The sequence below is a fragment of the Acidovorax sp. NB1 genome (genome assembly GCF_005405905.1).
Taxonomy (GTDB): domain Bacteria; phylum Pseudomonadota; class Gammaproteobacteria; order Burkholderiales; family Burkholderiaceae_C; genus Acidovorax.
On record NZ_BJHU01000040.1, the window covers coordinates 1 to 22,699 of the forward strand.

At 66.7% G+C, this 22,699-nt stretch carries 25 protein-coding genes; 17 read left to right on the forward strand and 8 right to left on the reverse strand.

Going from position 1 to position 22,699, the window contains the following annotated elements; all coding sequences use genetic code 11:
- Window positions 1-413 precede the first annotated feature (413 nt).
- Window positions 414-1,310, reverse strand: a complete 897-nt coding sequence (locus AvAM_RS19815; RefSeq protein ID WP_171012350.1) for a triacylglycerol lipase — start codon at window positions 1,308-1,310, stop codon at window positions 414-416.
- Between the two features lie 104 nt (window positions 1,311-1,414).
- Between AvAM_RS19815 and AvAM_RS19820 the strand changes: the two genes are divergently transcribed.
- From AvAM_RS19820 to AvAM_RS19860, 9 genes are all read left to right on the forward strand, one after another.
- Window positions 1,415-2,161: a hypothetical protein gene (locus tag AvAM_RS19820; RefSeq protein ID WP_137748676.1), complete on the forward strand. Its 747-nt coding sequence runs from the start codon at window positions 1,415-1,417 to the stop codon at window positions 2,159-2,161.
- Window positions 2,162-2,235: 74 nt separating this feature from the next.
- Window positions 2,236-3,918 carry an AMP-binding protein gene (locus AvAM_RS19825; protein ID WP_137748677.1) on the forward strand — a complete coding sequence of 561 codons (1,683 nt, stop codon included), beginning with the start codon at window positions 2,236-2,238 and terminating at the stop codon, window positions 3,916-3,918.
- Window positions 3,919-4,384: 466 nt separating this feature from the next.
- Window positions 4,385-5,338 (forward strand): sugar ABC transporter substrate-binding protein, encoded by a 954-nt coding sequence (locus AvAM_RS19830; protein WP_137748678.1) that lies wholly within the window; start codon window positions 4,385-4,387, stop codon window positions 5,336-5,338.
- 86 nt (window positions 5,339-5,424) lie between these two features.
- A complete protein-coding gene (locus AvAM_RS19835; RefSeq protein WP_137748679.1) occupies window positions 5,425-7,086 on the forward strand; it encodes a sugar ABC transporter ATP-binding protein in 1,662 nt (553 codons plus the stop codon).
- On the forward strand, window positions 7,083-8,075 hold the full coding sequence (locus tag AvAM_RS19840; protein ID WP_137748680.1) for an ABC transporter permease: 993 nt from the start codon (window positions 7,083-7,085) through the stop codon (window positions 8,073-8,075). Before AvAM_RS19835 ends, AvAM_RS19840 begins: the two co-directional genes overlap by 4 nt.
- 56 nt (window positions 8,076-8,131) lie before the next feature.
- Complete coding sequence (locus AvAM_RS19845; RefSeq protein WP_137748681.1) at window positions 8,132-9,154, forward strand: LacI family DNA-binding transcriptional regulator; 1,023 nt, start codon at window positions 8,132-8,134, stop codon at window positions 9,152-9,154.
- Window positions 9,151-10,095 (forward strand): ribokinase, encoded by a 945-nt coding sequence (gene rbsK, locus AvAM_RS19850; protein ID WP_137748682.1) that lies wholly within the window; start codon window positions 9,151-9,153, stop codon window positions 10,093-10,095. The genes AvAM_RS19845 and rbsK overlap by 4 nt, the downstream gene beginning before the upstream one ends.
- Window positions 10,092-10,481, forward strand: a complete 390-nt coding sequence (gene rbsD, locus AvAM_RS19855; RefSeq protein WP_137748683.1) for a D-ribose pyranase — start codon at window positions 10,092-10,094, stop codon at window positions 10,479-10,481. Before rbsK ends, rbsD begins: the two co-directional genes overlap by 4 nt.
- 100 nt (window positions 10,482-10,581) lie before the next feature.
- A complete protein-coding gene (locus tag AvAM_RS19860) occupies window positions 10,582-11,514 on the forward strand; it encodes an MBL fold metallo-hydrolase (RefSeq protein ID WP_137748684.1) in 933 nt (310 codons plus the stop codon).
- Between the two features lie 35 nt (window positions 11,515-11,549).
- Here the strand turns inward: AvAM_RS19860 and AvAM_RS19865 are convergent, their stop codons facing one another.
- The 3 genes from AvAM_RS19865 to AvAM_RS19875 all read right to left on the reverse strand — a co-directional run bounded on the left by AvAM_RS19865 (window position 11,550) and on the right by AvAM_RS19875 (window position 14,858).
- On the reverse strand, window positions 11,550-12,095 hold the full coding sequence (locus AvAM_RS19865) for a hypothetical protein (protein ID WP_137748685.1): 546 nt from the start codon (window positions 12,093-12,095) through the stop codon (window positions 11,550-11,552).
- A 59-nt stretch (window positions 12,096-12,154) separates the two neighbouring features.
- The gene (locus AvAM_RS19870) at window positions 12,155-12,730 is read right to left on the reverse strand and encodes a DUF4124 domain-containing protein (RefSeq protein ID WP_137748686.1); all 576 of its coding nucleotides are present in this window, start codon (window positions 12,728-12,730) and stop codon (window positions 12,155-12,157) included.
- 142 nt (window positions 12,731-12,872) lie between these two features.
- The gene (locus AvAM_RS19875) at window positions 12,873-14,858 is read right to left on the reverse strand and encodes a lytic transglycosylase domain-containing protein (RefSeq protein ID WP_137748687.1); all 1,986 of its coding nucleotides are present in this window, start codon (window positions 14,856-14,858) and stop codon (window positions 12,873-12,875) included.
- A 14-nt stretch (window positions 14,859-14,872) separates the two neighbouring features.
- On the opposite strand from AvAM_RS19875, the gene AvAM_RS19880 reads away from it, so the two are divergent.
- From AvAM_RS19880 to AvAM_RS19890, 3 genes are all read left to right on the forward strand, one after another.
- A complete protein-coding gene (locus AvAM_RS19880; protein ID WP_137748688.1) occupies window positions 14,873-15,445 on the forward strand; it encodes a 5-formyltetrahydrofolate cyclo-ligase in 573 nt (190 codons plus the stop codon).
- A gap of 117 nt (window positions 15,446-15,562) precedes the next feature.
- Window positions 15,563-16,255, forward strand: coding sequence for a glutathione S-transferase family protein (locus AvAM_RS19885; protein ID WP_137748689.1), 693 nt, complete (start codon window positions 15,563-15,565; stop codon window positions 16,253-16,255).
- Window positions 16,256-16,263: 8 nt separating this feature from the next.
- Complete coding sequence (locus AvAM_RS19890) at window positions 16,264-16,572, forward strand: NIPSNAP family protein (RefSeq protein ID WP_137748690.1); 309 nt, start codon at window positions 16,264-16,266, stop codon at window positions 16,570-16,572.
- Between the two features lie 25 nt (window positions 16,573-16,597).
- Here the strand turns inward: AvAM_RS19890 and AvAM_RS19895 are convergent, their stop codons facing one another.
- Complete coding sequence (locus AvAM_RS19895) at window positions 16,598-17,053, reverse strand: hypothetical protein (RefSeq protein WP_137748691.1); 456 nt, start codon at window positions 17,051-17,053, stop codon at window positions 16,598-16,600.
- Between the two features lie 44 nt (window positions 17,054-17,097).
- Between AvAM_RS19895 and AvAM_RS19900 the strand changes: the two genes are divergently transcribed.
- Window positions 17,098-18,348: a multifunctional CCA addition/repair protein gene (locus tag AvAM_RS19900; protein ID WP_137748692.1), complete on the forward strand. Its 1,251-nt coding sequence runs from the start codon at window positions 17,098-17,100 to the stop codon at window positions 18,346-18,348.
- A 9-nt stretch (window positions 18,349-18,357) separates the two neighbouring features.
- Here the strand turns inward: AvAM_RS19900 and AvAM_RS19905 are convergent, their stop codons facing one another.
- Window positions 18,358-18,999, reverse strand: coding sequence for an NrsF family protein (locus AvAM_RS19905; protein ID WP_137748693.1), 642 nt, complete (start codon window positions 18,997-18,999; stop codon window positions 18,358-18,360).
- 1 nt (window position 19,000) lies between these two features.
- A complete protein-coding gene (locus AvAM_RS19910) occupies window positions 19,001-19,627 on the reverse strand; it encodes a sigma-70 family RNA polymerase sigma factor (RefSeq protein ID WP_137748694.1) in 627 nt (208 codons plus the stop codon).
- 198 nt (window positions 19,628-19,825) lie between these two features.
- On the opposite strand from AvAM_RS19910, the gene AvAM_RS19915 reads away from it, so the two are divergent.
- Genes AvAM_RS19915 through AvAM_RS19930 form a run of 4 tightly spaced genes read left to right on the forward strand, consistent with a single transcriptional unit; the run spans window position 19,826 to window position 22,216 of the window.
- Window positions 19,826-20,113: a DUF2282 domain-containing protein gene (locus tag AvAM_RS19915; RefSeq protein ID WP_137748695.1), complete on the forward strand. Its 288-nt coding sequence runs from the start codon at window positions 19,826-19,828 to the stop codon at window positions 20,111-20,113.
- Between the two features lie 3 nt (window positions 20,114-20,116).
- A complete protein-coding gene (locus tag AvAM_RS19920; RefSeq protein ID WP_137748696.1) occupies window positions 20,117-20,968 on the forward strand; it encodes a DUF692 domain-containing protein in 852 nt (283 codons plus the stop codon).
- Window positions 20,959-21,732, forward strand: a complete 774-nt coding sequence (locus AvAM_RS19925; protein WP_137748697.1) for a DNA-binding domain-containing protein — start codon at window positions 20,959-20,961, stop codon at window positions 21,730-21,732. The genes AvAM_RS19920 and AvAM_RS19925 overlap by 10 nt, the downstream gene beginning before the upstream one ends.
- A gap of 10 nt (window positions 21,733-21,742) precedes the next feature.
- Window positions 21,743-22,216: a DoxX family protein gene (locus tag AvAM_RS19930; RefSeq protein WP_137748698.1), complete on the forward strand. Its 474-nt coding sequence runs from the start codon at window positions 21,743-21,745 to the stop codon at window positions 22,214-22,216.
- A gap of 10 nt (window positions 22,217-22,226) precedes the next feature.
- Here the strand turns inward: AvAM_RS19930 and trxC are convergent, their stop codons facing one another.
- Window positions 22,227-22,664 (reverse strand): thioredoxin TrxC, encoded by a 438-nt coding sequence (trxC, locus tag AvAM_RS19935; protein ID WP_137748699.1) that lies wholly within the window; start codon window positions 22,662-22,664, stop codon window positions 22,227-22,229.
- Between the last annotated feature and the right edge of the window lie 35 nt (window positions 22,665-22,699).

The window sequence follows — 22,699 nt, forward strand, 5'->3', positions numbered from 1 at the left end:
GGGCCGTGTGCGCTGCAAGCCGGCCGCTTTGAGCGCTGCGCGCAGCGTGACCGTGCTGGGCGCGTTGCGGCCCATGCGCTCAGCCCAGGCCAGGGCCAATTCGGGCAGTGTGGCCTGGGGGTTGTCGCGCACCACTTCGCGCAAGGCCGCGTACTCTCCAGGAGATATCACGGGCGGTCGGCCTGTCTTTGCCATTGCGTTGCTCCCGCTTAGTCAGTGCGACGGGATCATAATTTATTTCTTCTACACCCTCTTGGCGAAGCAAAGAAAAGTACCTCGCCCGCCGGGGCGACAACCCGGCCCCCGCCCTCAACAAAAGCATGCGGCTACATCAGCGCACCTAACCAAGTACTACAAAATCAATAGCTACAACCGCTTTACAGACAGGCGCCAGCAGCCAAAAAATCACAGAATCACCCGCAACCTATCTCCTCCAGACAAGCCTCCATCACCCCAGGATCAAACGCCATCTGCACATGCGCAACCCCTTCCACCAACCGGTGTTCCGCCCCCACTAACGCCGCCGTAGTGGCGGGAAACACGATGTTGTCGCAGTTCGAATACCAACAGGTAAACAACGCAGCCCGCCCCGCAGGCTCCGCCCGCTGCAACGCCACCACCCAATCCCCCGCCAAGCTCATCTGCCGCCCATTCACCGCCCGGCTGAAACGCCCCAGCCACGTGCCCCCATGCGGCGTGCCCAGAGTCAACACCCGGTGCACCCGCCCGTCCGCCTGGTGCGCCCGCAGCCACGCCCGCGCCGCCAACCCGCCCATGCTGTGGCACAACAACACCGGTGCCTGCCCCGTGGCCGCCGTCACCTTGCGCACAGCGTCTTCGATGATGTCCGCGTACTCGTCAATCGAGCCCATCACCGGCTCCAGATTGACCGCCACATAGGCATGCCCCCGCGCCTGCAACTGCGCAAACCACGGCAGCCACAGCCCCCGGTTGCACATGAACCCGTGCACTAGCACCACGCCGCGCTTTCCGGTGGGCTGCGCAGGCCGCCAGTCGGGTACGGACTGGTGACGAAACGGCTGGCGCCAGCAAAACACCATCAACGCCACCCACACCTCGGCCCACCAGGCCCCCACCACCTGCGACAGGCGGGCACGCGGCGCGGCGTCGGTGCGGTTGGTGAAATGCATCAGCACAAACTCCACCGCCATCACCAACAGGTACAGACACAGCGGTACCAAAGCCCCCAGCACGGCGCGCCAGGGTGAATGGGGCCATTGCCACACCAGCCAGGCGGCCATGGCCAGCAGGATGCACAGAAGAAGGACTCTTTGCCAGCGCGCGATCATCATGATGGTGGTGATGGGCAAATGTTGTAATCGACCAGCCGCATTGTGCGGTCTGACCACAGCCCGACACCGCACCCCGCAGAACGCTGAAAGGACCCCGCCCCATGGATGCCGCCCAGACCATCCGCGATGCCATTGCCGACGTGACCGCCCTGCGCCTGCACCGCACGGGCGACCCGGCGTTGGGGGCGGCGGTGGGCAGCGTCAAGACCTTTCAGGCGCGGCGCTTTCGCGGCACCTATGCCGACCTGATGGCATCGCCCGCGTTCGGGCCCGCAGCCCGGTTCTTTCTGGAAGAGCTGTACAGCGACACCGACTACACCGACCGCGACCAGCAGTTTGGCCGCATCGCCGGCACGCTGCAGACCATGTTTCCCCAGCCGGTCGTGAACACTGCCGTGGCCCTGGCCGTGCTGCATGCGCAGACCGAAGAACTGGACCAGGACATGGGCCGCGCCTGGCTTGCGCATGAAGGTGCCGATGAAGCCAACGACGCCGCCCGCTACACCGCTGCCTGGCGCACCGTAGGCCAGCGCCACGCACGTCAGCAGCAGTTGCAGCGCGTGCTGGCCATGGGCACCGACCTGGCGCGCCTCACCCGCACACCCGGCCTGCGGATGATGCTGCGCATGATGCGCGGCCCGGCCAACGCTGCGGGCATGGGCGCGCTGCAGAAGTTTCTGGAGGCAGGTTTTGACACCTTCGGCCAGCTCGCGCGCCAGCGCGGCGGGGTGGAGCAGTTCCTGGCCACCATCGAGCAACGCGAGCGGGCGCTGATGGACCTGCTCTTCGATGCGGATCCTGTCACCTGCGGGACCCAGCTCGCCAGCACACTAGGACAAGCCCGATAGCCCGCAACGCGCCCGCCTTCCACAATCTGTGCCCACCTATCAATGGCATTTGGCGAGCACAAGGAAACACGCGCATGGAAAAGATCTGGCTCAAGAGCTACCCCCCGGGCGTCCCGCATGACGTGAAGCCCGAGCAATACCGCTCTGTGGCCCACCTGCTGGAAGAGTCGTTCCGCAAACACGCATCGAGCCCGTTCTCGGTCTGCATGGACCAGTGGATGACCTACGGCGAGCTGGAACGCCGCTCGGCCGCGCTGGGCGCTTATCTGCAAAGCCTGGGGCTGGAGCCCGGTGCGCGCGTGGCCATCATGCTGCCCAACATCCCGCAGTTTGGCGTGACCATGGCCGCCGTGCTGCGCGCGGGCTACACCTGCGTGAACGTGAACCCGCTCTACACCGCCCGCGAGCTGGAGCACCAGCTCAAGGACTCGGGCGCCACGGCCATCGTGATCCTGGAGAACTTTGCCCACACGCTGGCCGAGGTCATTGACCACACCGCCGTCAAGCATGTGGTGATGGCCTCCATGGGCGACCTGCTGGGCTTCTGGTTTGGCAAATGGATCACCTTTGCCGTGCGCCACCTAGCCAAGATGGTGCCTGCCTACGACCTACCCCTGTCGAACGGCCGCAAGGTCGTCACCTTCAAGAAGGCACTGTCGCTGGGCGAGCACAAGTCGCTCGCACCCAGCCAGGCCACGCTGGATTCGATTGCCTTCCTGCAATACACGGGCGGCACCACGGGCCTGTCCAAAGGCGCGGTGCTCACCCACCGCAACATCGTGGCCGCCACGCTGCAGGCCGAGGCGTGGTTCACGCCAGCTCTGTCCAAGGTGGGCGACCTCTCCAAGGCCAACAGCATTGCCGCGCTGCCGCTGTACCACATCTTCGCGCTCACGCTGTGCCTGCTGGCCATCCGCCAGGGCTCCAGCCTCACGCTGATTCCCAACCCGCGCGACATCCCCAAGTTCATTGCCGAACTCAAGAAGCGCCCCTTCCACATGCTGCCGGCGGTGAACACGCTGTTCAATGCGCTGCTGCAAAACCCGCAGTTCAAGACGCTGGACTTCTCGCACCTGTGCGTGTCGCAGGCCGGCGGCATGGCTGCCAGCGAGGGCACAGCCAAGCAGTGGCAGAAGGTGACCGGCAGCACCATGATCGAAGGCTGGGGCATGAGCGAAACCTGCGCCATCGGCACCAACAACCCGGTGATCAGCACCACCTTCAGCGGCAACATCGGCCTGCCGCTGCCGGGCATCGACATTGCCATCAAGGACGACGAAGGCAACAGCCTGCCCCAGGGCGAGTCGGGCGAGATCTGCATCCGTGGCCCCAATGTGATGACGGGCTACTACAACCAGCCCGAAGAAAACGCCAAGGCCTTCACGCCCGATGGTTTCATGCGCACGGGCGACATCGGCATCATGGACCCGCAGGGCTACACCCGCATCATCGACCGCAAGAAGGACATGATCCTGGTGAGCGGCTTCAACGTGTTCCCCAACGAGCTGGAACAGGTCATCAGCCTGTGCCCCGGCGTGGTCGAATGCGCGGCCATCGGCGTGCCCGACGAGAAACAGGGCGAGGCTATCAAGGTGTTCATCATCAAGAGCGACCCGGCCCTGACCGAGGACGAAGTGGCCAACTACTGCCACCAGAACCTCACCGGCTACAAGCGCCCCAAGTACATCGAGTTCCGCGACGAGCTGCCCAAGAGCAATGTGGGCAAGATCCTGCGCAGGGAACTGCGCAAGGCCTGACGCCGTTCACAGGGGCAGCGCGCCAAACGCCGCCTTCTGCCATCTCATCCAGGGCGCTTCGGCGCCCTTTTTCTTGGGCGCAAAAAACTGCAAGCCGCCCGCGTACCCCAGGTCCTCCGATGTCTGCATCTCCGGGTTTTTACCGATTAGCAAACGTTTGCGCAAACGTTTGCTTTCGTTATCATCCCGATCACGACAAGGCACCGGGCCTCCGCAGCCGCTCCTTTTTGCGGGGTCTGCCGGGGTTCTATCCACGCTGTCGGTCGCCTGAGGGCGACGCTGAATAAGCCTCCGCGATGCGGCGGGCCCTTGGTCGGGATGGGCTGCAAGGCGCAAACCACAGCGATAGCCTTAGCTATCGCGAGGATTTGCAACGCTGCAGACCGTGCTGAGCCAGGGATGCGCCGGGCACGAGAGGCTCGTTCAGCGTTGCCTTTATCCACATTCCAACCTGGAGACAACACCCATGAAGTTCACCCGCCGTTCCGTTCAGACCGCCGCCGCCCTCGCCGTTGTGGGCAGCCTGCTGGCCAGCCCCGCGTTTGCGCAGGACAAGCCCAAGATCGCGCTCATCATGAAGTCGCTGGCCAACGAGTTCTTCCGCACCATGGAAGATGGCGCCAAGGCGCACCAGAAGGCCCACGCCAAGGAATACACGCTGGTGGCCAACGGCATCAAGAACGAGACCGACACGGCGGCCCAGATCAAGATGATCGAGCAGGCCGTGGCGCAGAAGGTCAACGCCATCGTGCTGGCCCCGGCGGATTCGAAGGCACTGGTGCCCGTGGTCAAGACGGCCATCGACAAGGGCATCCTCGTGGTCAACATCGACAACCAGCTCGATGCCGACGCGCTGAAGGAAAAGAACATCACCGTGCCTTTTGTGGGCCCCGACAACCGCGCTGGCGCCAAGCTGGTGGGCGACCACCTGGCCAAGACGCTGAAGGCCGGTGACAAGGTCGGCATCATCGAAGGCGTGTCCACCACCTTCAATGCGCAGCAGCGCACCCTGGGCTACCAGGACGCCATGAAGGCCGCCAACATCACCGTGGTGGGCGTGCAGTCCGGCAACTGGGAGATCGAAAAGGGCAACACCGTGGCCGCCGGCATGATGCGTGAGCACCCGGACCTGGTGGCCCTGCTGGCCGGCAATGACAGCATGGCCCTGGGCGCCGTGGCCGCCGTGAAGGCTGCGGGCAAGACCGGCAAGGTGCAGGTGGTGGGCTACGACAACATCGGCGCCATCAAGCCCATGCTGGCCGACGGCCGCGTGCTGGCCACCGCCGACCAGTACGCCGCCAAGCAGGCTGTGTTCGGCATCGAGCTGGCACAGAAGGCCCTGGCCGCCAAGACGCCGCAGAACCAGCTGCCTGCCACGGTGAAGACGGATGTGGTGCTGGTGACGAAAGACAGCAAGTAAATCCGAGAGCGGCGAACAAGGCCCTTCTGGCGTTGTTCGCCGCTCAATAGATAAACACCGCCCTGCAGCCGCCCACTTCAAGCCCCATGCCCAGTCGCTCGCCCGCTCCTCAGTCTCCGCCCTTGCTCGCCATCCAGGCAGTTGGCAAGGACTACACCGCCACCGTGCTCGATGGCGTGAATGTGGAGCTGTTTGCGGGCGAGGTGCTGGCACTGACCGGGGAGAACGGCGCGGGCAAGAGCACGCTGTCCAAGATCCTTTGCGGGCTGGAGCAGCCCACGCGCGGCGGCATACAGCTGGCGGGGCAGGCGTACGCGCCCTCGTCGCGCCGCGATGCCGAGCGCCACGGCGTGCGCATGGTGATGCAGGAGCTGGGCCTGGTGCCCACGCTCACCGTGGCAGAGAATTTGTTGATGGGCCGCCTGCCGCACCGGCTGGGCTGGCTGCAGCGCGATGTGCTGCACGCCGCCGCCCGCGCGCAGCTGGCCAAGATCGGGCTCGACTCCATCGACCCCGCTACACCCGTCTCGCAGCTGGGCATCGGCCAGCAGCAGATGGTGGAGATTGCGCGCAACCTGCAGGACGACACGCGCATCCTGGTGCTCGATGAGCCCACGGCCATGCTCACGCCGCGCGAGACCAATTACCTGTTTGAGCAGATCGCCCACCTCACCGCACGTGGCGTGGCCATCATCTACGTGTCGCACCGGCTCGAAGAACTGCGCCGCATTGCCGACCGCGTGGCCGTGCTGCGCGATGGCCGCCTGGTGGACGTGCGCCCCATGGCGGGCATGAGCGAAGACGACCTGGTGCAGCGCATGGTGGGCCGCGTGGTGAGCGACCTGGACCACCGCCCACGCCGCCCCGTCGGCCCGGTGGTGATGAGCGCTGACAAACTGGGCCGTGGCACCGCCGTGCAGGACGTGAGCCTGGAGCTGCGGGCCGGTGAAATTTTCGGCATTGCCGGGCTGGTCGGATCGGGCCGCACCGAGCTGCTCCGCCTGCTGTTTGGCGCCGACCGTGCGGACCGGGGCAGCGTGACGTTGCACCCAGAATTTGAACAAAAACAGGCTCTCCCGCGCGATGGACAAGCCAAAGAAGCTATACAAAACATAGCAAACACCCCCGACACAACTGCGCCCCGTACCTGGCACCGGGGCTTTGCCTCGCCGCTGCAAGCCATCGCTGCCGGAGTCGGCCTGGTCACCGAAGACCGCAAATCCCAAGGCCTGCTGCTGTCGCAGCCCATCCGCATCAACGCCACGCTGTCCGACCTGTCGGCCGTGTCGCGCGGCGGCTGGCTGCAGCGCGGGCTCGAAAGCCGCCTGGTGCAGGGATTCATCCGCACCTTGCGCGTGCGCTGCCACGGCCCTGAGCAACCCGTGGGCCAGCTGTCCGGCGGCAACCAGCAAAAGGTGGTGTTCGCCCGCTGGCTGCACCGCGAAGGCCGCGTGCTGCTGCTCGATGAACCCACGCGCGGCGTGGACGTGGGCGCGCGCGCCGAGCTGTACGGCGAGCTGGACCGCATGGCGCTGGAAGGCCGTGCGCTGCTCATGGTGTCGTCCGACCTGCGCGAACTCATGGCCATGGCCGACCGCATCGGCGTGATGAGCGCGGGCCGCCTGGTGGCCGTGTTCGAGCGCGGCGAGTGGTCCGAACAATCGCTGCTGGCAGCCGCGTTCTCCGAGCCCGGCGGGCGCCCACACACCAGCACCACCCCCTCAACCCCTTCTCCTGTCACCGCATGAACGCCCCCACCGCATCTGCCGCGCCCGCTGCGGCGCCTTCCTCCGCCTCGGTCTGGCGCAGCCAGCTCGGCACCTACCTGGGCCTGATGGCCGTGCTGGCGGGCATGGTGGCGCTGTTCTCGTCGCTGTCCGAATACTTCTGGAGCGCCGAGACCTTCATCACCATCGCCAACGAAATCCCGGCCCTGGCCGTGATGGCCGTGGGCATGACCTTTGTGCTCATCATTGCGGGCATCGATCTGTCGGTGGGCTCGGTGATGGCGCTGGCCGCCGCCACCTCGGCCGCCGCCATCCTGCAGTGGGGCTGGACGGTGCCCGCCGCCGCCGCGCTGGCCCTGGCTACCGGCCTGGTGTGCGGCACCATCACCGGCATGATTTCCGTCGCGTGGCGGCTGCCCTCGTTCATCGTGTCGCTGGGCATGCTCGAAGCCGTGCGCGGCAGCGCCTATGTGGTGACCGACTCGCGCACGCAGTACGTGGGCGATGCGATCTCGTGGCTGTCCGCGCCGTTTTTTGGCGGCATCTCGTTCGCCTTTTTGCTGGCCGTGGTGCTGGTGGTGGTGGCGCAGCTGGTGCTGTCGCGCACGGTGTTTGGCCGCTGCGTGGTGGGCATTGGCACCAATGAAGAGGCCATGCGCCTGGCCGGTGTGGACCCGCGCCCCATCCGCGTCATCGTGTTTGCCATGACAGGCTTGCTGGCGGGCTTGGCGGGCCTGATGCAGTCGGCCCGGCTCGAAGCCGCCGACCCCAACGCAGGCACCGGCATGGAGCTGCAGGTGATTGCGGCCGTGGTGATTGGCGGCACCAGCCTGATGGGCGGGCGCGGCTCGGTGGTGAACACCGCGTTTGGCGTGCTGATCATCGCGGTGCTCGAAGCCGGCCTGGCCCAGGTGGGCGCCAGCGAGCCCAGCAAGCGCATCATCACGGGTTTTGTGATCGTGGCGGCCGTCATTGTGGACACGCTGCGCCAGCGCCGAGCCAAGGTCTGAGAGACTGACCCCGCATCCAGCCGCCCCACCACCCACGACCTCATTCTTCTTTTTGCATGGCTACTATCAAGGACGTTGCGCGCCACGCCGAGGTGTCAGTCACCACGGTGTCGCACGTGGTCAACGGCACCCGCCGCGTGAGCCCCGAGGGGCGCGAACGGGTTGAGGCTGCCATCCGCGCACTGGGCTATGTGCCCAGCGCCATCGCGCGCAGCCTCAAGAGCAACAACACGCGTACGCTGGGCATGCTGATCCCCAACAGCTCCAACCCCTACTTTGCCGAGATCGTGCACAGCGTGGAAGACCGCTGCTTTGGCGCAGGCTACAACGTTATCCTGTGCAACACCAACGACGAGGCGCACCGCCAGGGCACCTACCTGCAGGTGCTGGCCGAGCGGCGCATCGACGGGCTCATCGTAGTCTCTACCGGGCACGACGCCACGCTGGCCACGCAGCTCGCAGGCCTGTCCATCCCCACCGTGCTGGTGGACCGCGAAATCTACATTGCCGAGCAGCAGCCCTGCGACCTGGTGGAAACCGCCCACATGCAGGGCGGCCTGCTGGCCACCCGCCACCTGCTGTCGCTGGGCCACCGCCGCATTGCCTGCATTGGCGGCCCCGAAGGCATTGCCCCCAGCGAGCAGCGCATTGCCGGATGGCGCACCGCCCTGGACGATGCAGGCTGCGGCACGGGTGACGGCCTGCTGTGGCATGGCAACTTCACCAGCCAGGGCGGCTACGAAGCCATGCACGCCGTGCTGCGCGCGCCCGAGCCGCCCACCGCCGTCTTTGTCTGTAACGACCTCATGGCCATGGGCGCGCTGTGCGCCGCGCACGAACGCGACCTGCGCGTGCCCGAGGCTCTGTCCATCGTGGGTTTTGACGACATCGAACTCACCGCCTTCACCAGCCCGCCACTCACCACCGTCGCCCAGCCCAAGCAGCGCATCGGCGCGCTGGCGGTGGACATGCTGCTGGAGCGCATCGACGGCAAGCGCCAAGACGCGCGCAAGGTGATGCTGCAGCCCGAGCTGCGCGTGCGCGCCTCCACGGCGCATGCACCCGGAGGTGCTGCATGAGCACGAACAACGCGCCCCGCATCGCCGTCGTCGGCAGCCTGAACATGGACCTGGTGCTGCAGGTACAACACGCACCCGGCCCCGGCGAGACCGTGCTGGCCGACGCCCTGCACCTGGTGCCCGGCGGCAAGGGCGGCAACCAGGCCGTGGCCTGCGCGCGCCAGGGCGCCCAAGTGGCCCTGTTTGGCCGCGTGGGCGACGACGGCTACGGCCACACGCTGCGCGCCGGGCTGGACGCCGACGGCATCGACCACAGCGGCGTGCAGACCGACACCGAAACCACCACCGGCGTGGCAGCCATCACCGTAGAAGCGACGGGGCAAAACCGCATCGTGGTCGTGCCCGGCGCCAATGGCCGCTTTGTGCTGGATGCCGCCGCGCTGGGCGCCGCGCTACAACGCGCAGGCGGCCTGGTGCTGCAGTTCGAAACGCCCCTGCCCCAGGTGCTGGCAGCCGCCGAGATGGCGCATGCCGCTGGCTGCCCGGTGGTGCTCAACCCCTCCCCCATCCAGCCCCTGCCCGAAGCCCTGTGGCCGCTGGTGCACACGCTGGTCGTGAACGAGGTGGAAGCCGCCGCGCTGGCGGGCCAGAACGTCGTCACGCCCGCAGATGCCGCGCAGGCTGCACAAGCCTTGCGTGCCAAAGGCCCCGCCCAGGTGGTGGTGACGTTGGGCGCTGCGGGCGCCGTAGCCGCCGATGCGGCAGGCAACCGCTACCACCCTGGCCTGGTCGTGAAGGCTGTGGACACCACGGCCGCAGGCGACACCTTTTTGGGCGCGCTGGCCGTGGGCCTGGCACGCGGCGAGCCGCTAGACGCCGCCGTGCGCGAAGGCATCCGCGCATCGGCGCTGTGCGTCACCCAGCCCGGCGCCCAGCCTTCCATCCCCACCCGCGCCGCCGTGGCGCAAAGCCCCCAACCGCCCGCCTGGAGCCCCCTGTGAAACGCACCGCCCTGCTGCACGCCGAACTCTCCCACGCCATCGCCACCCTGGGCCATGGCGACACGCTAGTGATCGGCGACGTGGGCCTGCCCATACCTAGCGGCCCACGTCGCATCGACCTGGCGCTCACGCCCGGCATCCCCGCCGTGGCCGATGTGCTGCGGGTGGTGCTGGAAGAAATGCAGGTCGAGAAAGCCGTGATCGCCACCGAGGCCGTGGAGCGCAACGGCGGCCAGTTACCCACGTGGTGTCACTTGCCGGTGGAGCCCCAAGCGGTTTCGCACGACGAGTTCAAACGCCTGACCCAGCAAGCCCATGTGATGGTGCGCACGGGCGAGTGCACGCCGTACGCCAACGTGATCCTGGTGGCGGGCGTGACGTTCTGACACTACTTACCCCCGCACGGTGCCATAGCTTGCGGGTTTTGGAGAACGCGCCGCCGTGCGCACCTGCGGTACGCTGGGCCGTCACCGCTTCGCCTGCCCCATGCCCAGTTCCGCACCACACGACCTGCTCCCCCCCGAAATCACCGTGCTGGAGCGCGGCTGGCTGTCGGCCAACAACATCCTCTTCATCGGCCACCACGACACGGCCATCGTGGACACCGGTTACTGCAGCCATGCCGAGCAGACCGTGGACCTGGTGCGCGGCGCGTTGGCGGGCCGTGCGCTGGACCGTGTGCTCAACACCCACCTGCACAGCGACCACTGCGGCGGCAACGCGGCGCTGCAGAAGGCCTGGCCCGGTGTGCTCACCGCCATCCCGCCCGGCCAGGCCGACCATGTGCGCCAGTGGGACGCGTATGCGCTCAGCTACACCCCCACGGGGCAGGAATGCCCGCCGTTCCGTGCCGACACCCTGCTCATGCCCGGCTCTTGCGTGCTGCTGGGCGACAAGCCCTGGCAGGTGCATGCCGCGCCGGGGCACGACCCCCATTCGGTGGTGCTGTTCGAGCCCCAGGGCCGCATGCTGATCTCGGCCGATGCGCTATGGGAAAACGGCTTTGGCGTGGTGTTCCCCGAGCTGGAGGGCGACGACGCGTTTGCCGAGGTGGCGGCCACGCTGGATGTGATCGAAAAACTGTCGCCCCAGGTCGTCATCCCCGGCCACGGCCCCGTGTTTACCGACGCCCCCCGCGCCATCGACGGCGCCCGCCGTCGACTGGATGGTTTTGTGCGCAACCCCGGCAAACACGCGCTGTATGCCGCCAAGGTGCTGCTGAAATACAAGCTGCTGGAGTGGCAGCAGATCAGCATAGCCGACCTCACGGCCTGGACACAGGCCACGCCCTACTTCGGCATGCTGCACCAGCGGCATTTCGGCGATCAGCCCGAGGGGGAGTGGCTATTGAGCCTGGCGGATGACCTGGTGCGGTCGGGGGCGGCGGTGCGGCAGGGGGATGCGCTGCACAACGTGTGAGCCTTGCAAGGCCGCCATGCCCATGGCTGCCGGAGCTAGACAAGCTTCGCTTGGTAGCCACGCAATCGCGCCCCGAGACCCGGCTCCAGGAGGGCATTGAATCGGTCTGCTTCCCGTACGGAGGCGTCGGAGCCCTCTGCATACAGAACCGCAATCCAGGTTGGCTCAACGCCTCGCGGTATCGGTTCAGCCTCTTGCCCCAGGGCATACCGCATGGCGCTGACCACCTGCGGGTTCTGCGCCACCTCCAACAACTTGGAGCGTTGGCGTTCCGTGCCGACGGCAGAGGCGGACAGCAATGCGCGCAGGTGGGACAGATTGCGCTTCCAGGACTCGCGAAGAGCATCATCGTCGTCTGCAAGCTCGACGATCCGGGTCAGCGCATGGGTGTAGCGGGAGAGGTCCGGCCGCTCCCGCAGCAAGCGGAGCGAATCCCGTATCAGCTGCGGCTTGATGCCGACGAGGTTCTTCGAGCCGGCATCAAATGCAGCCGACGGATCCCAGTCCGCCCAGATGATGCAGCGGATGAACTCGTCGGCCGATTTCGGCCTCTGGTGGACGGGATTTCCGAGTGGATGCATGTCAGTCAACGCATGGTGGGACGTCGAGCGGTGCAGCCCGGCAAGGATGGCCTATTGGCCTATTCCCCATGCTTGAACTGCTTGTCGCACCCCATCACATGGTTGTTGCTGCTCGACATGCACTGGTAGAACGATTTCTTGTTGCCCGACGACGCCTGGCAGTCTGACACGCTGTATTTGCCCCGGGCCTCGCGGATCTTGGGGGCGGTCTTGTCGTATTCGGCCTGCTTCATATAGCCGTCGCGCACGTTTTTTTGGCCCACCTCCAGCATCTGGTCGGCCTGGTAGTGGATGTTGTCCACGGCGGCGGCGCAGTTCAGGGGCACCTGTTTGCCGTCCACCTTTTCCAGCGCCTTCTTCATGCCCTGGCCAAACTCTTCGACATCCTTGGGGATCTTCTTGGTGCCGTCGGGGTTGTACTGCTGGGCGGGCTTGGTGGATGGCGCTGCACTCTTGGTGCTGCCGTTGTTGCTTTGCAGCTTGAGGGGTTCGGCGTCCTGCTTGGCAGGCGGAGGTTGGGATCCGTAATGGGTCTTGCCGTCGGCATCCACCCACTTGTACACCGGCTGCGCCTGGGCCGTGCCCAGCGCCCAGCACACCATGGCGGCCAGGGCCACCCCATACAGCTTTTTCATGATTCCCCCTCCAGAAACATGAATCAAATTAGGCCTTTGCGCGCGTCCATCATGCGCAAACAGCTATTTTATTTATAGCAAACTCACATCCACCCACCTCGCACCTGCCGCAGCAGGTGCTGCGGGGTGCGGATGGCGGGCGTCAGGGCAGGTCCTTGTTCACCTCGGGCGCCGATGCATCGCGCGGGCCGATGGTACCTAGGCGGCCTTTGAGCGACTGGGGCTGGCCCGTGAGCATGGCGGCGTAGTTGGTGGTGTTGGCCAGCACTTTCTTCACGTAGTCGCGGGTTTCGGCAAAGGGCACGTTCTCGGCCCAGATGGCGGCGTCGAGCACCGGGCCGTTGCGCCAGCTGCGCGGGCGACCGGGGCCTGCGTTGTAGGCGGCAGCCGCCATGGGCATGGAGCCCGCAAAGTCGTCCAGCGCGAGCTTGAGGTAGGCCGTGCCGATGGTGATGTTGGTGTCGCGGTCGTTGATCTGGTCGGCGGTGAAACCGTTCAGACCGATCTTCTTGGCCGTCCAGCGCGCGGTGGCGGGCATGACCTGCATGAGGCCCGAGGCGCCCACGTGCGAGCGCGCATCCATGATGAAGCGGCTTTCCTGGCGGATCAGGCCGTAGACGTAGGCCGGGTCCAGCCCGATGCCGTTGGCGCGCTCGACCACCGCACTGCGGAAGGGGGTGGGAAAACGCTGGGTGACGTCCACCACGCTCTTGGTGCGCTCGCTGGTGTTGATGCAGCGGTCCCACACCTCGCGCTGGCAGGCGAAGTCGGCGGCGGCCAGCAGTTCGCGGTCGGGCATGCCGCCGCTCTGGTGCAGGTTGGTGGTGTAGTTCCACTCGCGTACGCCTTCGCTGCGCAGGCCGAGCAGGATGGCGTACAGGGCGCGGTTCAGGCCCGGGTTGGCGCGGGCTCCCGCTTTTTCTTCGGCGGTGAGGGGCGCGGGGGCGGGGGGCGTGGTGATGCGCTGGCCCAGTTCTTCCAGCGCCAGCATTTCATAGAAGCCACGCGTGCTGGCAATGCCTTCGAGCAGCTGGCGCGCTTCGGCGCGCTCGGCATCGGTCACGCGGCCTGCGAGCAGCGCGCGGGCCTTCCAGTACACCCAGGTGCTGTCCTGGCGTGCTTCGGGGCCCATGGCGTCCACGGCCTTGCCCACGGCCTTCCACTGCCCGGCGCGCAGCGCGGCACGCACCTTCCAGCCCAGCAGGTCGTCGTTCAGGTCGGTGTCCTTGGTCACATTGGCAAAGTAGCCCGCCGCGCTGGACGACAGCTTTTGCGCGGATGCCTTGCCGATCACGCCCCAGGCCCAGTTGCGCTCTTCGGCCGAGAGGTGCACGCCCCATTTGTTGTCCAGCTGCTGCGCGGCGCCGTCCGGGTCGCTGCCTGCGAGCTTGACCAGGGCCAGCAGCACCAGCTCTTGCCGGGCGTTGCCGCGTGCGGTGGCGCGCGAGAGCAGGAACTTGGTGGGCGCGTCCAGCACTTCCTTGAGTTGCGGCAGCGAGTCGGGCGAGACGATCTCGACCGCGTTGCGCACCACGCGGGGGCGGTTGGCCTCCACGCCCAGGCGCGCCTTGCGCCAGATATCGAGCGCGCTGAGCTTCTTGTAGCTGTACAGCTCGCTGGCCGCATGGGTGCAGCCGTCGTCGGCGTCGCGGATGGCATACCAGTTGCTGCGCACGTCGTCGGCCACGGTGGCGGGGGCCGTGCCTTTGAGGGTGTCGATCAGCAGCGCATAGCAGCGCACTTCGCGGTCGTCCGACATGCGGTAGGCAGGGTGCTGCTCGGCAAACTGCGCCCAGTTGCGCCGCTGGCCCAGCAGCAGCAGCCAGTCGTTGCGCATGCGGTCTTCCTGGTAGCTGCCCGCGTAGCGCTGCATGAACGACTGGATTTCGGCCGGCTGGGCTTCGGCCAGGCGCACCCGCAGTTCCCAGTAGGCGGCCCAGGGCTCCAGCGCATGGCCACGGGCCGAGGGCAGCAGTTGCTCCAGCCGCTTGCGGTCGCCCTTGCGGAAGGCCTGCTGCATCTCCAGCAGGGTGTCGTCACCCTTGCTGTTTTGCGCCTGGACAAGGGGGGCCGCCGTGGCAAGCAGGGCACTGGCGACAAGCGGTGTCAGAATTCGAAACAATTGCATGGGGGAATTATGTGATGGACAAAGCAGCCCTTCGGCGCGCATTGATAGAAGAACGCCTCAATTTGCCCGACCGCCTACAGCGGTCCGACCTGTTACAACAGGTGATGCGCATCTGGCTGGTGAACCGACCTGACACCGTGATCGGCGCCTACTGGCCCATCAAGGGCGAGTTCGACCCCTTGCCCGCGTTGCACCGCTGGAAGGAAGACGGCGAGTTGCTGGACGAGCCCCTGCGCCGCCGCATCGGCCTGCCGGTGGTCAACAAGCAGCACAAGACCCTCACCTTCCACGCCTGGTACCCCGGCTGCCCCATGGAAGAAGACGCCTACGGTATCCCCAAGCCCAAGGACACCGAGGTCATCGTGCCCACCCTGCTGTTTGTGCCCTGCGTGGGTTACGCCGCCGGGGGCTACCGGCTGGGCTACGGCGGCGGCTTTTACGACCGCACGCTGGCCACGCTGCAGCCCAAGCCCTTCACCGTGGGCCTGGGCTTCACCCACGGCTTCCTCGACGACTTCGAGCCCGAAGACTTCGACCTGCCGCTCGATGCCATCCTGAACGACAACGGCGTGGTCTGGCCCGTGTGAGCCACCGGAATGGCCTGTGATGCGCAACGCGCATCATTCAGACCACGTTTTGGCATCGCTGGCGCGCCGAGCAGCCGCTAGCATGGCGGGCTGACCTTTATTTTTCAGGTGCCCACCATGCCCAAGCTCTACATCGGCAACAAGAACTATTCGTCCTGGTCCATGCGCCCCTGGGTGCTGCTCAAGCAGGCCGGCATCCCGTTCGAGGAGGTACTCGTGCGCTTCGACAGCTTCGAGACCGACTCGGAGTTCAAACGTGTCATCGGCCCCGTGAGCCCCACCGGCAAGGTGCCGGTGCTGGTCGATGGCGATTTGGTGGTGTGGGACACCCTGGCGATTGCCGAATACGTGGCCGAGACCTGGCCCGACAAGCAGCTCTGGCCTGCCAACCCCCAGGCCCGCGCACGCGCCCGCAGCGTCTGCGCCGAGATGCACAGTGGCTTCACGGCCCTGCGCAACAACTGCCCCATGAACATCGAGGCCGACCTGGCCGACACCGGCGCGCTGATCTGGCGCGACAAGCCCGGCGTGCGCGCCGATGTGCAGCGCCTCGTGGAGATGTGGAGCGCCCTGCTGCAGGAACACGGTGGCCCCATGCTGTTTGGCCCGTTCAGCGTGGCCGACGCCTACTTTGCCCCCGTGTGCATGCGCCTGCACACCTACGCCCTGCCCGTGCCCGCCCCCATCAAAGCCTATGTGGACCGCGTACGCGCCCTGCCCGGCGTGCAGGCATGGATCGCAGAGGCCCTGGGCGAGAGGGACTTTCTGGACTTTGAGGAGCCCTACCGCCTGCGCCACACGGAAGGCTGAGCACCCCCATGGCCGTCACCATCTACCTGCGCTACGTTCTCAACACCCGCAAGCTGAAAGAGTTCGAGCACTACGGCAAGCTGTGGATCCCGCTGGTCGAGAAATTCGGCGGCCAGCACCATGGCTACTTCATGCCCAGCGAAGGGGCCAACAACATCGCGCTGGCGCTGTTCACGTTCGATAGCCTCGCAGCCTACGAGCGCTACCGCGAGGCCTCGATGCAGGACGCGGAATGCCAGGCGGCCTTCCGCTATGCCGAGGAAACGGACTGCATCGTGAGCTATGAGCGGAGTTTTTTCAGGCCGGTGTTTGGCTGAATGGCACCGCGCACGGGCAGTTTCTTTACCGGAACTGCTTGCGCAAAAATGCCTTGTGCCGCGCGATGTGCGCCAGCTGGGCGGGGGCGACGGAGCCGCCCAGGTCTTCGTCCTCGGTGTTGAGTACCTGGTTGGCATAGGCCATGGCACGGGCCACCACCTCTTCCTCGCTCACGCCCTGCGTGGCTGCCAGGTCCATCGCCACGCGGCGCATGGCGCGCTGGGACAGCATCCACATGGCGCCGAAGGAATCCCACGCGGCCGCCACCTCCTTGAACTTGTCGTGTTCGGCCAGGATGTCGTTGAGTGGCTTGGCCAGGATCTCCTGCAGGCCTTCCATCTGTGCTTTCAGGGCCTCGAACTGCGCCTCGCGCTGCAGGGCTTCGGCAGCGGCGTTGGCTGCTGCATCGGGTGCGGTGGGCACGGGCACACTGCCGTCGGGGTTGAGCTGGGCAATGGTGAGGTCGGATGCGAGGGACATGATGGGCGGAATATACGGCGCAGCGCAGGTTCTAAACTAGGCCGATGCAAATCTACATGGTGGGCGGCGCGGTCCGCGACAAGCTGCTGGGCCGGCCGGTGAATGACCACGACTGGGTGGTGGTGGGCGCCACGCCCGAGCAGATGCTGGCGCAGGGCTACCTGCCCGTGGGGCGCGACTTCCCCGTCTTTTTGCACCCCGAGACCCGCGAGGAATACGCGCTGGCCCGCACCGAGCGCAAGAGCGGGCGTGGCTACCGGGGCTTTGTGGTGCACAGCGCACCGGATGTGACGCTGGAAGAAGACCTCTCGCGCCGCGATCTTACTATCAATGCAATAGCTGAAAGTACAGACGGGGCGGGCGCAGAGGGCATTTTTGACCCCTATTCTGGAGCCCAGGACATTGAGGCCCGTGTGCTGCGCCATGTGACCGATGCCTTCCGCGAGGACCCGGTGCGCATCCTGCGTGTGGCGCGGTTTGCTGCGCGTTTCACCGACTTCAGCGTGGCGCCCGAAACCATGCAGCTCATGCGCGAGATGGTGGAGCGCGGCGAGGTGGACCACCTGGTGCCCGAACGGGTGTGGCAGGAGCTGGCGCGCGGGCTGATGGAAGAAAAGCCCTCGCGCATGTTCGAGGTGCTGCGCGACTGTGGCGCGCTGGCCGTGCTGCTGCCCGAGGTGGCGCGCCTGTGGGGCGTGCCCCAGCGCGCCGACTACCACCCCGAGGTGGACACCGGCGTGCACCTGATGATGGTGCTGGACATGGCAGCGCGGCTGCAAGCGCCGCTCACCGTGCGCTTTGCCTGCCTGGCACACGACCTGGGCAAGGGCACCACGCCCGCCGATGTGCTGCCGCGCCACATCGACCACGAAACCCGCAGCGCCGAGCTGCTGAAAGACGTGGCTGAGCGCCTGCGCGTGCCGGTGGACTGCCGCGAGACGGCCGATGTGGTGGCGCGTGAACATGGGCACATCCACCGCAGCCAGGACCTGTCGGCCGCAGCGCTGGTGCGCCTGCTGGAACGCTGCGACGCGATCCGCAAGCCCGAGCGGTTTGCCGAAATCCTGCTGGCCTGCGAATGCGACGCGCGCGGGCGGCTGGGGTTTGAAGAATCCGCCTACCCGCAGCGCCCCCGCCTGCTGGCCGTGCTGGCCGCCGTACAGGCCGTGGTCACGCGCGAGATTGCGGCGCAGGCCGCCGCCAAGGGCCAGAGCGGTCCGCAGGTGGGTGCACTGATCCACCAGGCACGGGTGGAGGCCGTGGCGCAGTGGCTCAGCGCGCCCACCGCGCACTAAGAGCGGCTCTTACCAGCGCAGCAGGCGCGGCCCCAGTACGGCGCCCAGCGCGGTGGGGATGGCGATGCCCGCCAGGTACCACACCGCCAGGAAGGGTGTGGCCATCTCGGGGCAGTGAAGGGCATAGACCAAGGCGCCCAGCGCCCCGGCCAGCAGGCCCGCGCCCGCACCCGCCCAAGCCAGGCGGGTGGGCGCCGCGCCCTTAAGCGCCCAGAACCCGGCCACAAACGCAGGCACCGACAGCGCCGCGATGTTGAACGGGCAGGTGCGCCAGGTGCTGCCCAGGATGAGCGGCGCACGCTCAGCTGCAGGCACCTGTGCCAACGCCACTGCGGCCAGGGCCCACAGCACCAGCGGTGGCACGGCCAGCCACAGGGCAGCGTGGACCAGCGGCATGCCCGGGCGGGCCATGCGGCGCAGCAGCGCCAGGCCTGCAGCCGCCAGGGCGGCCGCAAACACCAGCTTGCCCCAGAACATGGGCAGCGCCATGGTCACCAGCAGGTCAGGGCGCAGGCCAAACAGCGCCAGCATCAGCACCCCGGCGCCCGCAATGCCGACGGCGCTGGCAACGGCAAACCGTTGCTCGATGGCGGTACGCTGCACGGGCCGGTCGTCCGCAGCCAACAGGTGGATCAATTCATCGGTTTTCATGCTATTTCCTCTGGGGCTTCCGCACCTCGGGGTGCAACACGGCCCGGTCTTGTGTGCCGGGCGGTGCGCCTGAACCCTGTGGCGCGTAAGCCATGTCCCTGATCCTGGCGGCCAGGGCCTTGAGCCCCCGGTGCACGCCCACTTTGACGGCCGACTCCGACAGCCCCGTGAGGCGTGCCGTCTCGACCACCGACAAACCTTCCAGCTTCACATACTCGATCGGCAGGCACTGCTTGTCAGGCAGGGTCTGCAACAACTGCCCCAGGTCGCGCCGCGCCTCGGCCGCCTCGCTGTCGCTGCTGGCAAACAGCTCGTCCGCATCGTCCAGCGGGTCGTTGCGCGCCTCCTTGGCGGCATGCGAGCGCAGCCAGTCGATAAGCTTGTAGCGCGCAATCGCATGCGCCCAGGCCGTCACCGGCATCTCGGGCCGGTAGGTGTGGCGCTGGTTGTGCACGGCCAGCAGCGTCTCCTGAACCAGATCCTCCACCTCGTCGGGCCGCTGCGCCAGGCGGCGGCGCAAAAACGCGCGCAGGTGAGCGCTCAGCTCTTTCAGAAAGCGCTGGTAGGCGGCAGCGTCCGCGTCCAGCCCCTGCAGCAGCAAGCCGCGCAGCCGTTCTTCTATCTCCATGGTGTCTCCCTGAGGGGAATTCGGGTCCTGAGGCTTGTGGGTTACACCCCGTGCGAAAAAAACAATGGACAACTATTTATAGATGCGGTGTAACCGGCCCACGGGGCTGCGCGAATTACAACGCAGATCGGGCAGTTTGGAGCAGCCACTGTGCAGCCCCGGTCAGTTTCAACCCTTACTTTTCTGGAGAACCTCACCATGACCACTCGTACCCTCAGCATCGGCGCCCTTGCACTTGCCGCCCTGGCTTCTGGTGCATCCATTGCCCAGACCAAGCCCGCCGAAGGAGCCAAGCCTGCCATGGAGAAGTGCTACGGCGTGTCGATGGCCGGCAAGAACGACTGTGCAGCAGGCCCCGGCACCACCTGCGCCGGTTCGTCCAAGATGGACTATCAGGGCAACGCCTGGAAGTTTGTGCCCGCAGGCACATGCACCACGATCAAGACGCCCAAGGGCATGGGCTCGCTGGCCCCCACCAAGGCCTGACCGATGACCAAGTGCCCTCTCACCGCCGGCCTGGGTCTCAAGCCCCAGCACTACGACGAGGCGCTGCGGTGCACCGCCCCCGGCCTGTGGTGGGAGGTGCACCCCGAGAACTACCTGGCCAACGGCGGCCCGCGCCTGGCCTGGCTCGAAGCCATCCGTGCGCGCCACCCGGTGGCCCTGCATGGCGTGTCGCTGTCGCTCGCAGCCGACGCGCCGCCCGATGCGGCCCACCTGGCGCGGCTAGCTGCCCTCGCAAAGCGTGTGGAGCCCGCCATCATTTCAGAGCACCTGGCCTGGTCCACCTGGCGCGGGCAGTACCTGCCTGACCTGCTGCCGTTTCCGCGCACACAGGCCGCATTGCAGCGCATTGCAGACAACATCGCCCGCACGCAGGATGTGCTGCAACGCCCCATCGCCATCGAGAACCCCACGCATTACCTGCACATCGACGGCCATGACTGGCTGGAGACCGAGTTTCTGGCCGAGCTGGTGCGGCGCACCGGCTGCGCCCTGCTGCTGGACGTGAACAACGTGTACATCAGCGCCAACAACCTGGGCTTTGACGCACAGGCCTACCTCAACGCTTTCCCACTGCACGCCGTGGCCGAAATACACCTGGCGGGCCACCATGCGGACCCGGTGCATGGCGATGCGCTGCTCATCGACAGCCACGATGCGCCTGTGGCGCCCGTCGTGTGGGCGCTGTACGCGCAGGTGATCGCACGCACCGGCCCTGTGCCCACCCTCATCGAGCGAGACGACCAGCTGCCCGTCTTCAGCGAACTGCTGGCCGAGAGGGAACAGGCCCACAACGCGCTCACCGCAGCGCAGCCCGAGGAGGCAGCGTGCAGCTGAGCACCTTCCAGGACGGCTTCTCTGCCGCACTGCTCGGCCAGGCAGCCGATGCGCCGTGGCTGTCTGCACTGGAGTCTCAACCGGGTTTTGCCGTGTACCGCAACACCGTGCTCAAGGGCTGCATCGATGCGCTGCAGGCCAACTACCCCACGGTGTGCCAGCTGGTGGGCGAAGACTGGTTCCGCGCTGCTGCGGCGGTGTTTGCCCGCACCCAGCCTCCAGGTGACGGCCTGTTGGTGGACTACGGCGCGGGGTTTGCCGATTTTCTGGCCGACTTTGCACCGGCCGCCGAGCTGCCCTATCTGCCTGCCGTGGCGCGCCTGGACCGCTGCTGGACCGAATGCCATCTGGCAGCAGATGCCACCGCCGTGGACCGACACTGGCTGGCACACCAGACCCCTGACACCTTGCCCCAAGCATCACTGCGGCCCCACCCCGCTGCACGCTGGGCTTGGTGCGAAGAACATCCCGCCTACGCCCTGTGGCACAACCACCGTGAAGGCCTGACCCCGGCAGAGCCGCTGGAGTGGACGGGCGATGGCGCCTTGCTCACCCGGCCCCACGCAGAAGTGGTGTGGCACCCCGTGTCGCGGGCAGGCGTGGTTTTTTTGGACGCCTGCGCCGATGGCCACACGCTGGAGGCCGCCGCCACTTCGGCCCTGAATGCAGAACCCACCGCCGACTTTGCCGCCCTGATCAGCACCTTGCTGGACGCAGGCGCCTTGATACCCACCGATTTACCCACCGATTCACGCCCAGGCTGAGGAGCCCTTCATGACCACCAGCACACACTTCCCCACTGCACCCGCCAAAGGCCCCCGCGTGCTCTTGGCGCGCCTGGCCGACACCGCCAACTGGCTCACTCCGCACAGCCTGCTGGCCCTGGTCAACCGGGTGGCTATCGCGGGCATCTTCTGGATGTCGGCACGCACCAAGGTCGAGGGCTGGTTCACCATCTCCGACAGCGCGTATGCGCTGTTCCGCGACGAATACAAGCTGCCCGTGCTACCGCCCGAGCTGGCGGCGCAGATGGCCACCGTGGCGGAGCACCTGTTTCCGGTGCTGCTGGTGCTGGGCCTGTTTACGCGTTTGTCGGCGCTGGCACTGCTGGGCATGACACTGACGATTCAACTGTTTGTCTACCCGGACGCATGGCCCACCCACCTGTCGTGGGCGGGGCTGATGCTGTACCTGGTGGGGCGCGGTGCAGGCAACGTGTCGCTGGACCGCGTGCTGGGAATCCGCTGACCGCTGCGCATCAACCTGCGGTGGTGCGCACCCAGCGCACGATGTCTGCCGCCCCCAGTGCGCCCGAAATGCGCCCCACCTCGCGCCCCTGCTGGAACAGGATCATGGTCGGAATGCTGCGGATGGCATAGCGCGCCGCGATGGCCTGCTGGTCTTCGGAGTTGAGCTTGGCCAGGTGCACGCGGGGTTCCAGCTCGCGGGCGGCCTGCGCAAAGGCGGGCGCCATCTGTCGGCAGGGACCACACCACGGGGCCCAGAAGTCCACCAGCACCGGGATATGGCTGCGCGCCACATGCTTGTCAAAGCTGGTCGCATCCAGCTCCAGCGGTGCCCCCGCAAACAGGGGCCGATGGCATTGGCCGCAATCGGGCCCGCTGCCCAGGTCGGCGCTCTGCACGCGGTTGGTGGTGTGGCAATGGGGGCAGACGATGTGCAGGGCTTCGGTCATGGCGCGGCAAGGGTTGGAGGCAAACGATTTGCAAA

Coding starts and splice junctions, on each gene's coding strand:
- AvAM_RS19815 (WP_171012350.1), bottom strand. CDS start 1,310: ATGATCGCGCGCTGGCAAAGAGTCCTTCTTCTGTGCATCCTGCTGGCC.
- AvAM_RS19820 (WP_137748676.1), top strand. CDS start 1,415: ATGGATGCCGCCCAGACCATCCGCGATGCCATTGCCGACGTGACCGCC.
- AvAM_RS19825 (WP_137748677.1), top strand. CDS start 2,236: ATGGAAAAGATCTGGCTCAAGAGCTACCCCCCGGGCGTCCCGCATGAC.
- AvAM_RS19830 (WP_137748678.1), top strand. CDS start 4,385: ATGAAGTTCACCCGCCGTTCCGTTCAGACCGCCGCCGCCCTCGCCGTT.
- AvAM_RS19835 (WP_137748679.1), top strand. CDS start 5,425: ATGCCCAGTCGCTCGCCCGCTCCTCAGTCTCCGCCCTTGCTCGCCATC.
- AvAM_RS19840 (WP_137748680.1), top strand. CDS start 7,083: ATGAACGCCCCCACCGCATCTGCCGCGCCCGCTGCGGCGCCTTCCTCC.
- AvAM_RS19845 (WP_137748681.1), top strand. CDS start 8,132: ATGGCTACTATCAAGGACGTTGCGCGCCACGCCGAGGTGTCAGTCACC.
- rbsK (WP_137748682.1), top strand. CDS start 9,151: ATGAGCACGAACAACGCGCCCCGCATCGCCGTCGTCGGCAGCCTGAAC.
- AvAM_RS19860 (WP_137748684.1), top strand. CDS start 10,582: ATGCCCAGTTCCGCACCACACGACCTGCTCCCCCCCGAAATCACCGTG.
- AvAM_RS19865 (WP_137748685.1), bottom strand. CDS start 12,095: ATGCATCCACTCGGAAATCCCGTCCACCAGAGGCCGAAATCGGCCGAC.
- AvAM_RS19870 (WP_137748686.1), bottom strand. CDS start 12,730: ATGAAAAAGCTGTATGGGGTGGCCCTGGCCGCCATGGTGTGCTGGGCG.
- AvAM_RS19875 (WP_137748687.1), bottom strand. CDS start 14,858: ATGCAATTGTTTCGAATTCTGACACCGCTTGTCGCCAGTGCCCTGCTT.
- AvAM_RS19880 (WP_137748688.1), top strand. CDS start 14,873: ATGGACAAAGCAGCCCTTCGGCGCGCATTGATAGAAGAACGCCTCAAT.
- AvAM_RS19885 (WP_137748689.1), top strand. CDS start 15,563: ATGCCCAAGCTCTACATCGGCAACAAGAACTATTCGTCCTGGTCCATG.
- AvAM_RS19890 (WP_137748690.1), top strand. CDS start 16,264: ATGGCCGTCACCATCTACCTGCGCTACGTTCTCAACACCCGCAAGCTG.
- AvAM_RS19895 (WP_137748691.1), bottom strand. CDS start 17,053: ATGTCCCTCGCATCCGACCTCACCATTGCCCAGCTCAACCCCGACGGC.
- AvAM_RS19900 (WP_137748692.1), top strand. CDS start 17,098: ATGCAAATCTACATGGTGGGCGGCGCGGTCCGCGACAAGCTGCTGGGC.
- AvAM_RS19905 (WP_137748693.1), bottom strand. CDS start 18,999: ATGAAAACCGATGAATTGATCCACCTGTTGGCTGCGGACGACCGGCCC.
- AvAM_RS19910 (WP_137748694.1), bottom strand. CDS start 19,627: ATGGAGATAGAAGAACGGCTGCGCGGCTTGCTGCTGCAGGGGCTGGAC.
- AvAM_RS19915 (WP_137748695.1), top strand. CDS start 19,826: ATGACCACTCGTACCCTCAGCATCGGCGCCCTTGCACTTGCCGCCCTG.
- AvAM_RS19920 (WP_137748696.1), top strand. CDS start 20,117: ATGACCAAGTGCCCTCTCACCGCCGGCCTGGGTCTCAAGCCCCAGCAC.
- AvAM_RS19930 (WP_137748698.1), top strand. CDS start 21,743: ATGACCACCAGCACACACTTCCCCACTGCACCCGCCAAAGGCCCCCGC.
- trxC (WP_137748699.1), bottom strand. CDS start 22,664: ATGACCGAAGCCCTGCACATCGTCTGCCCCCATTGCCACACCACCAAC.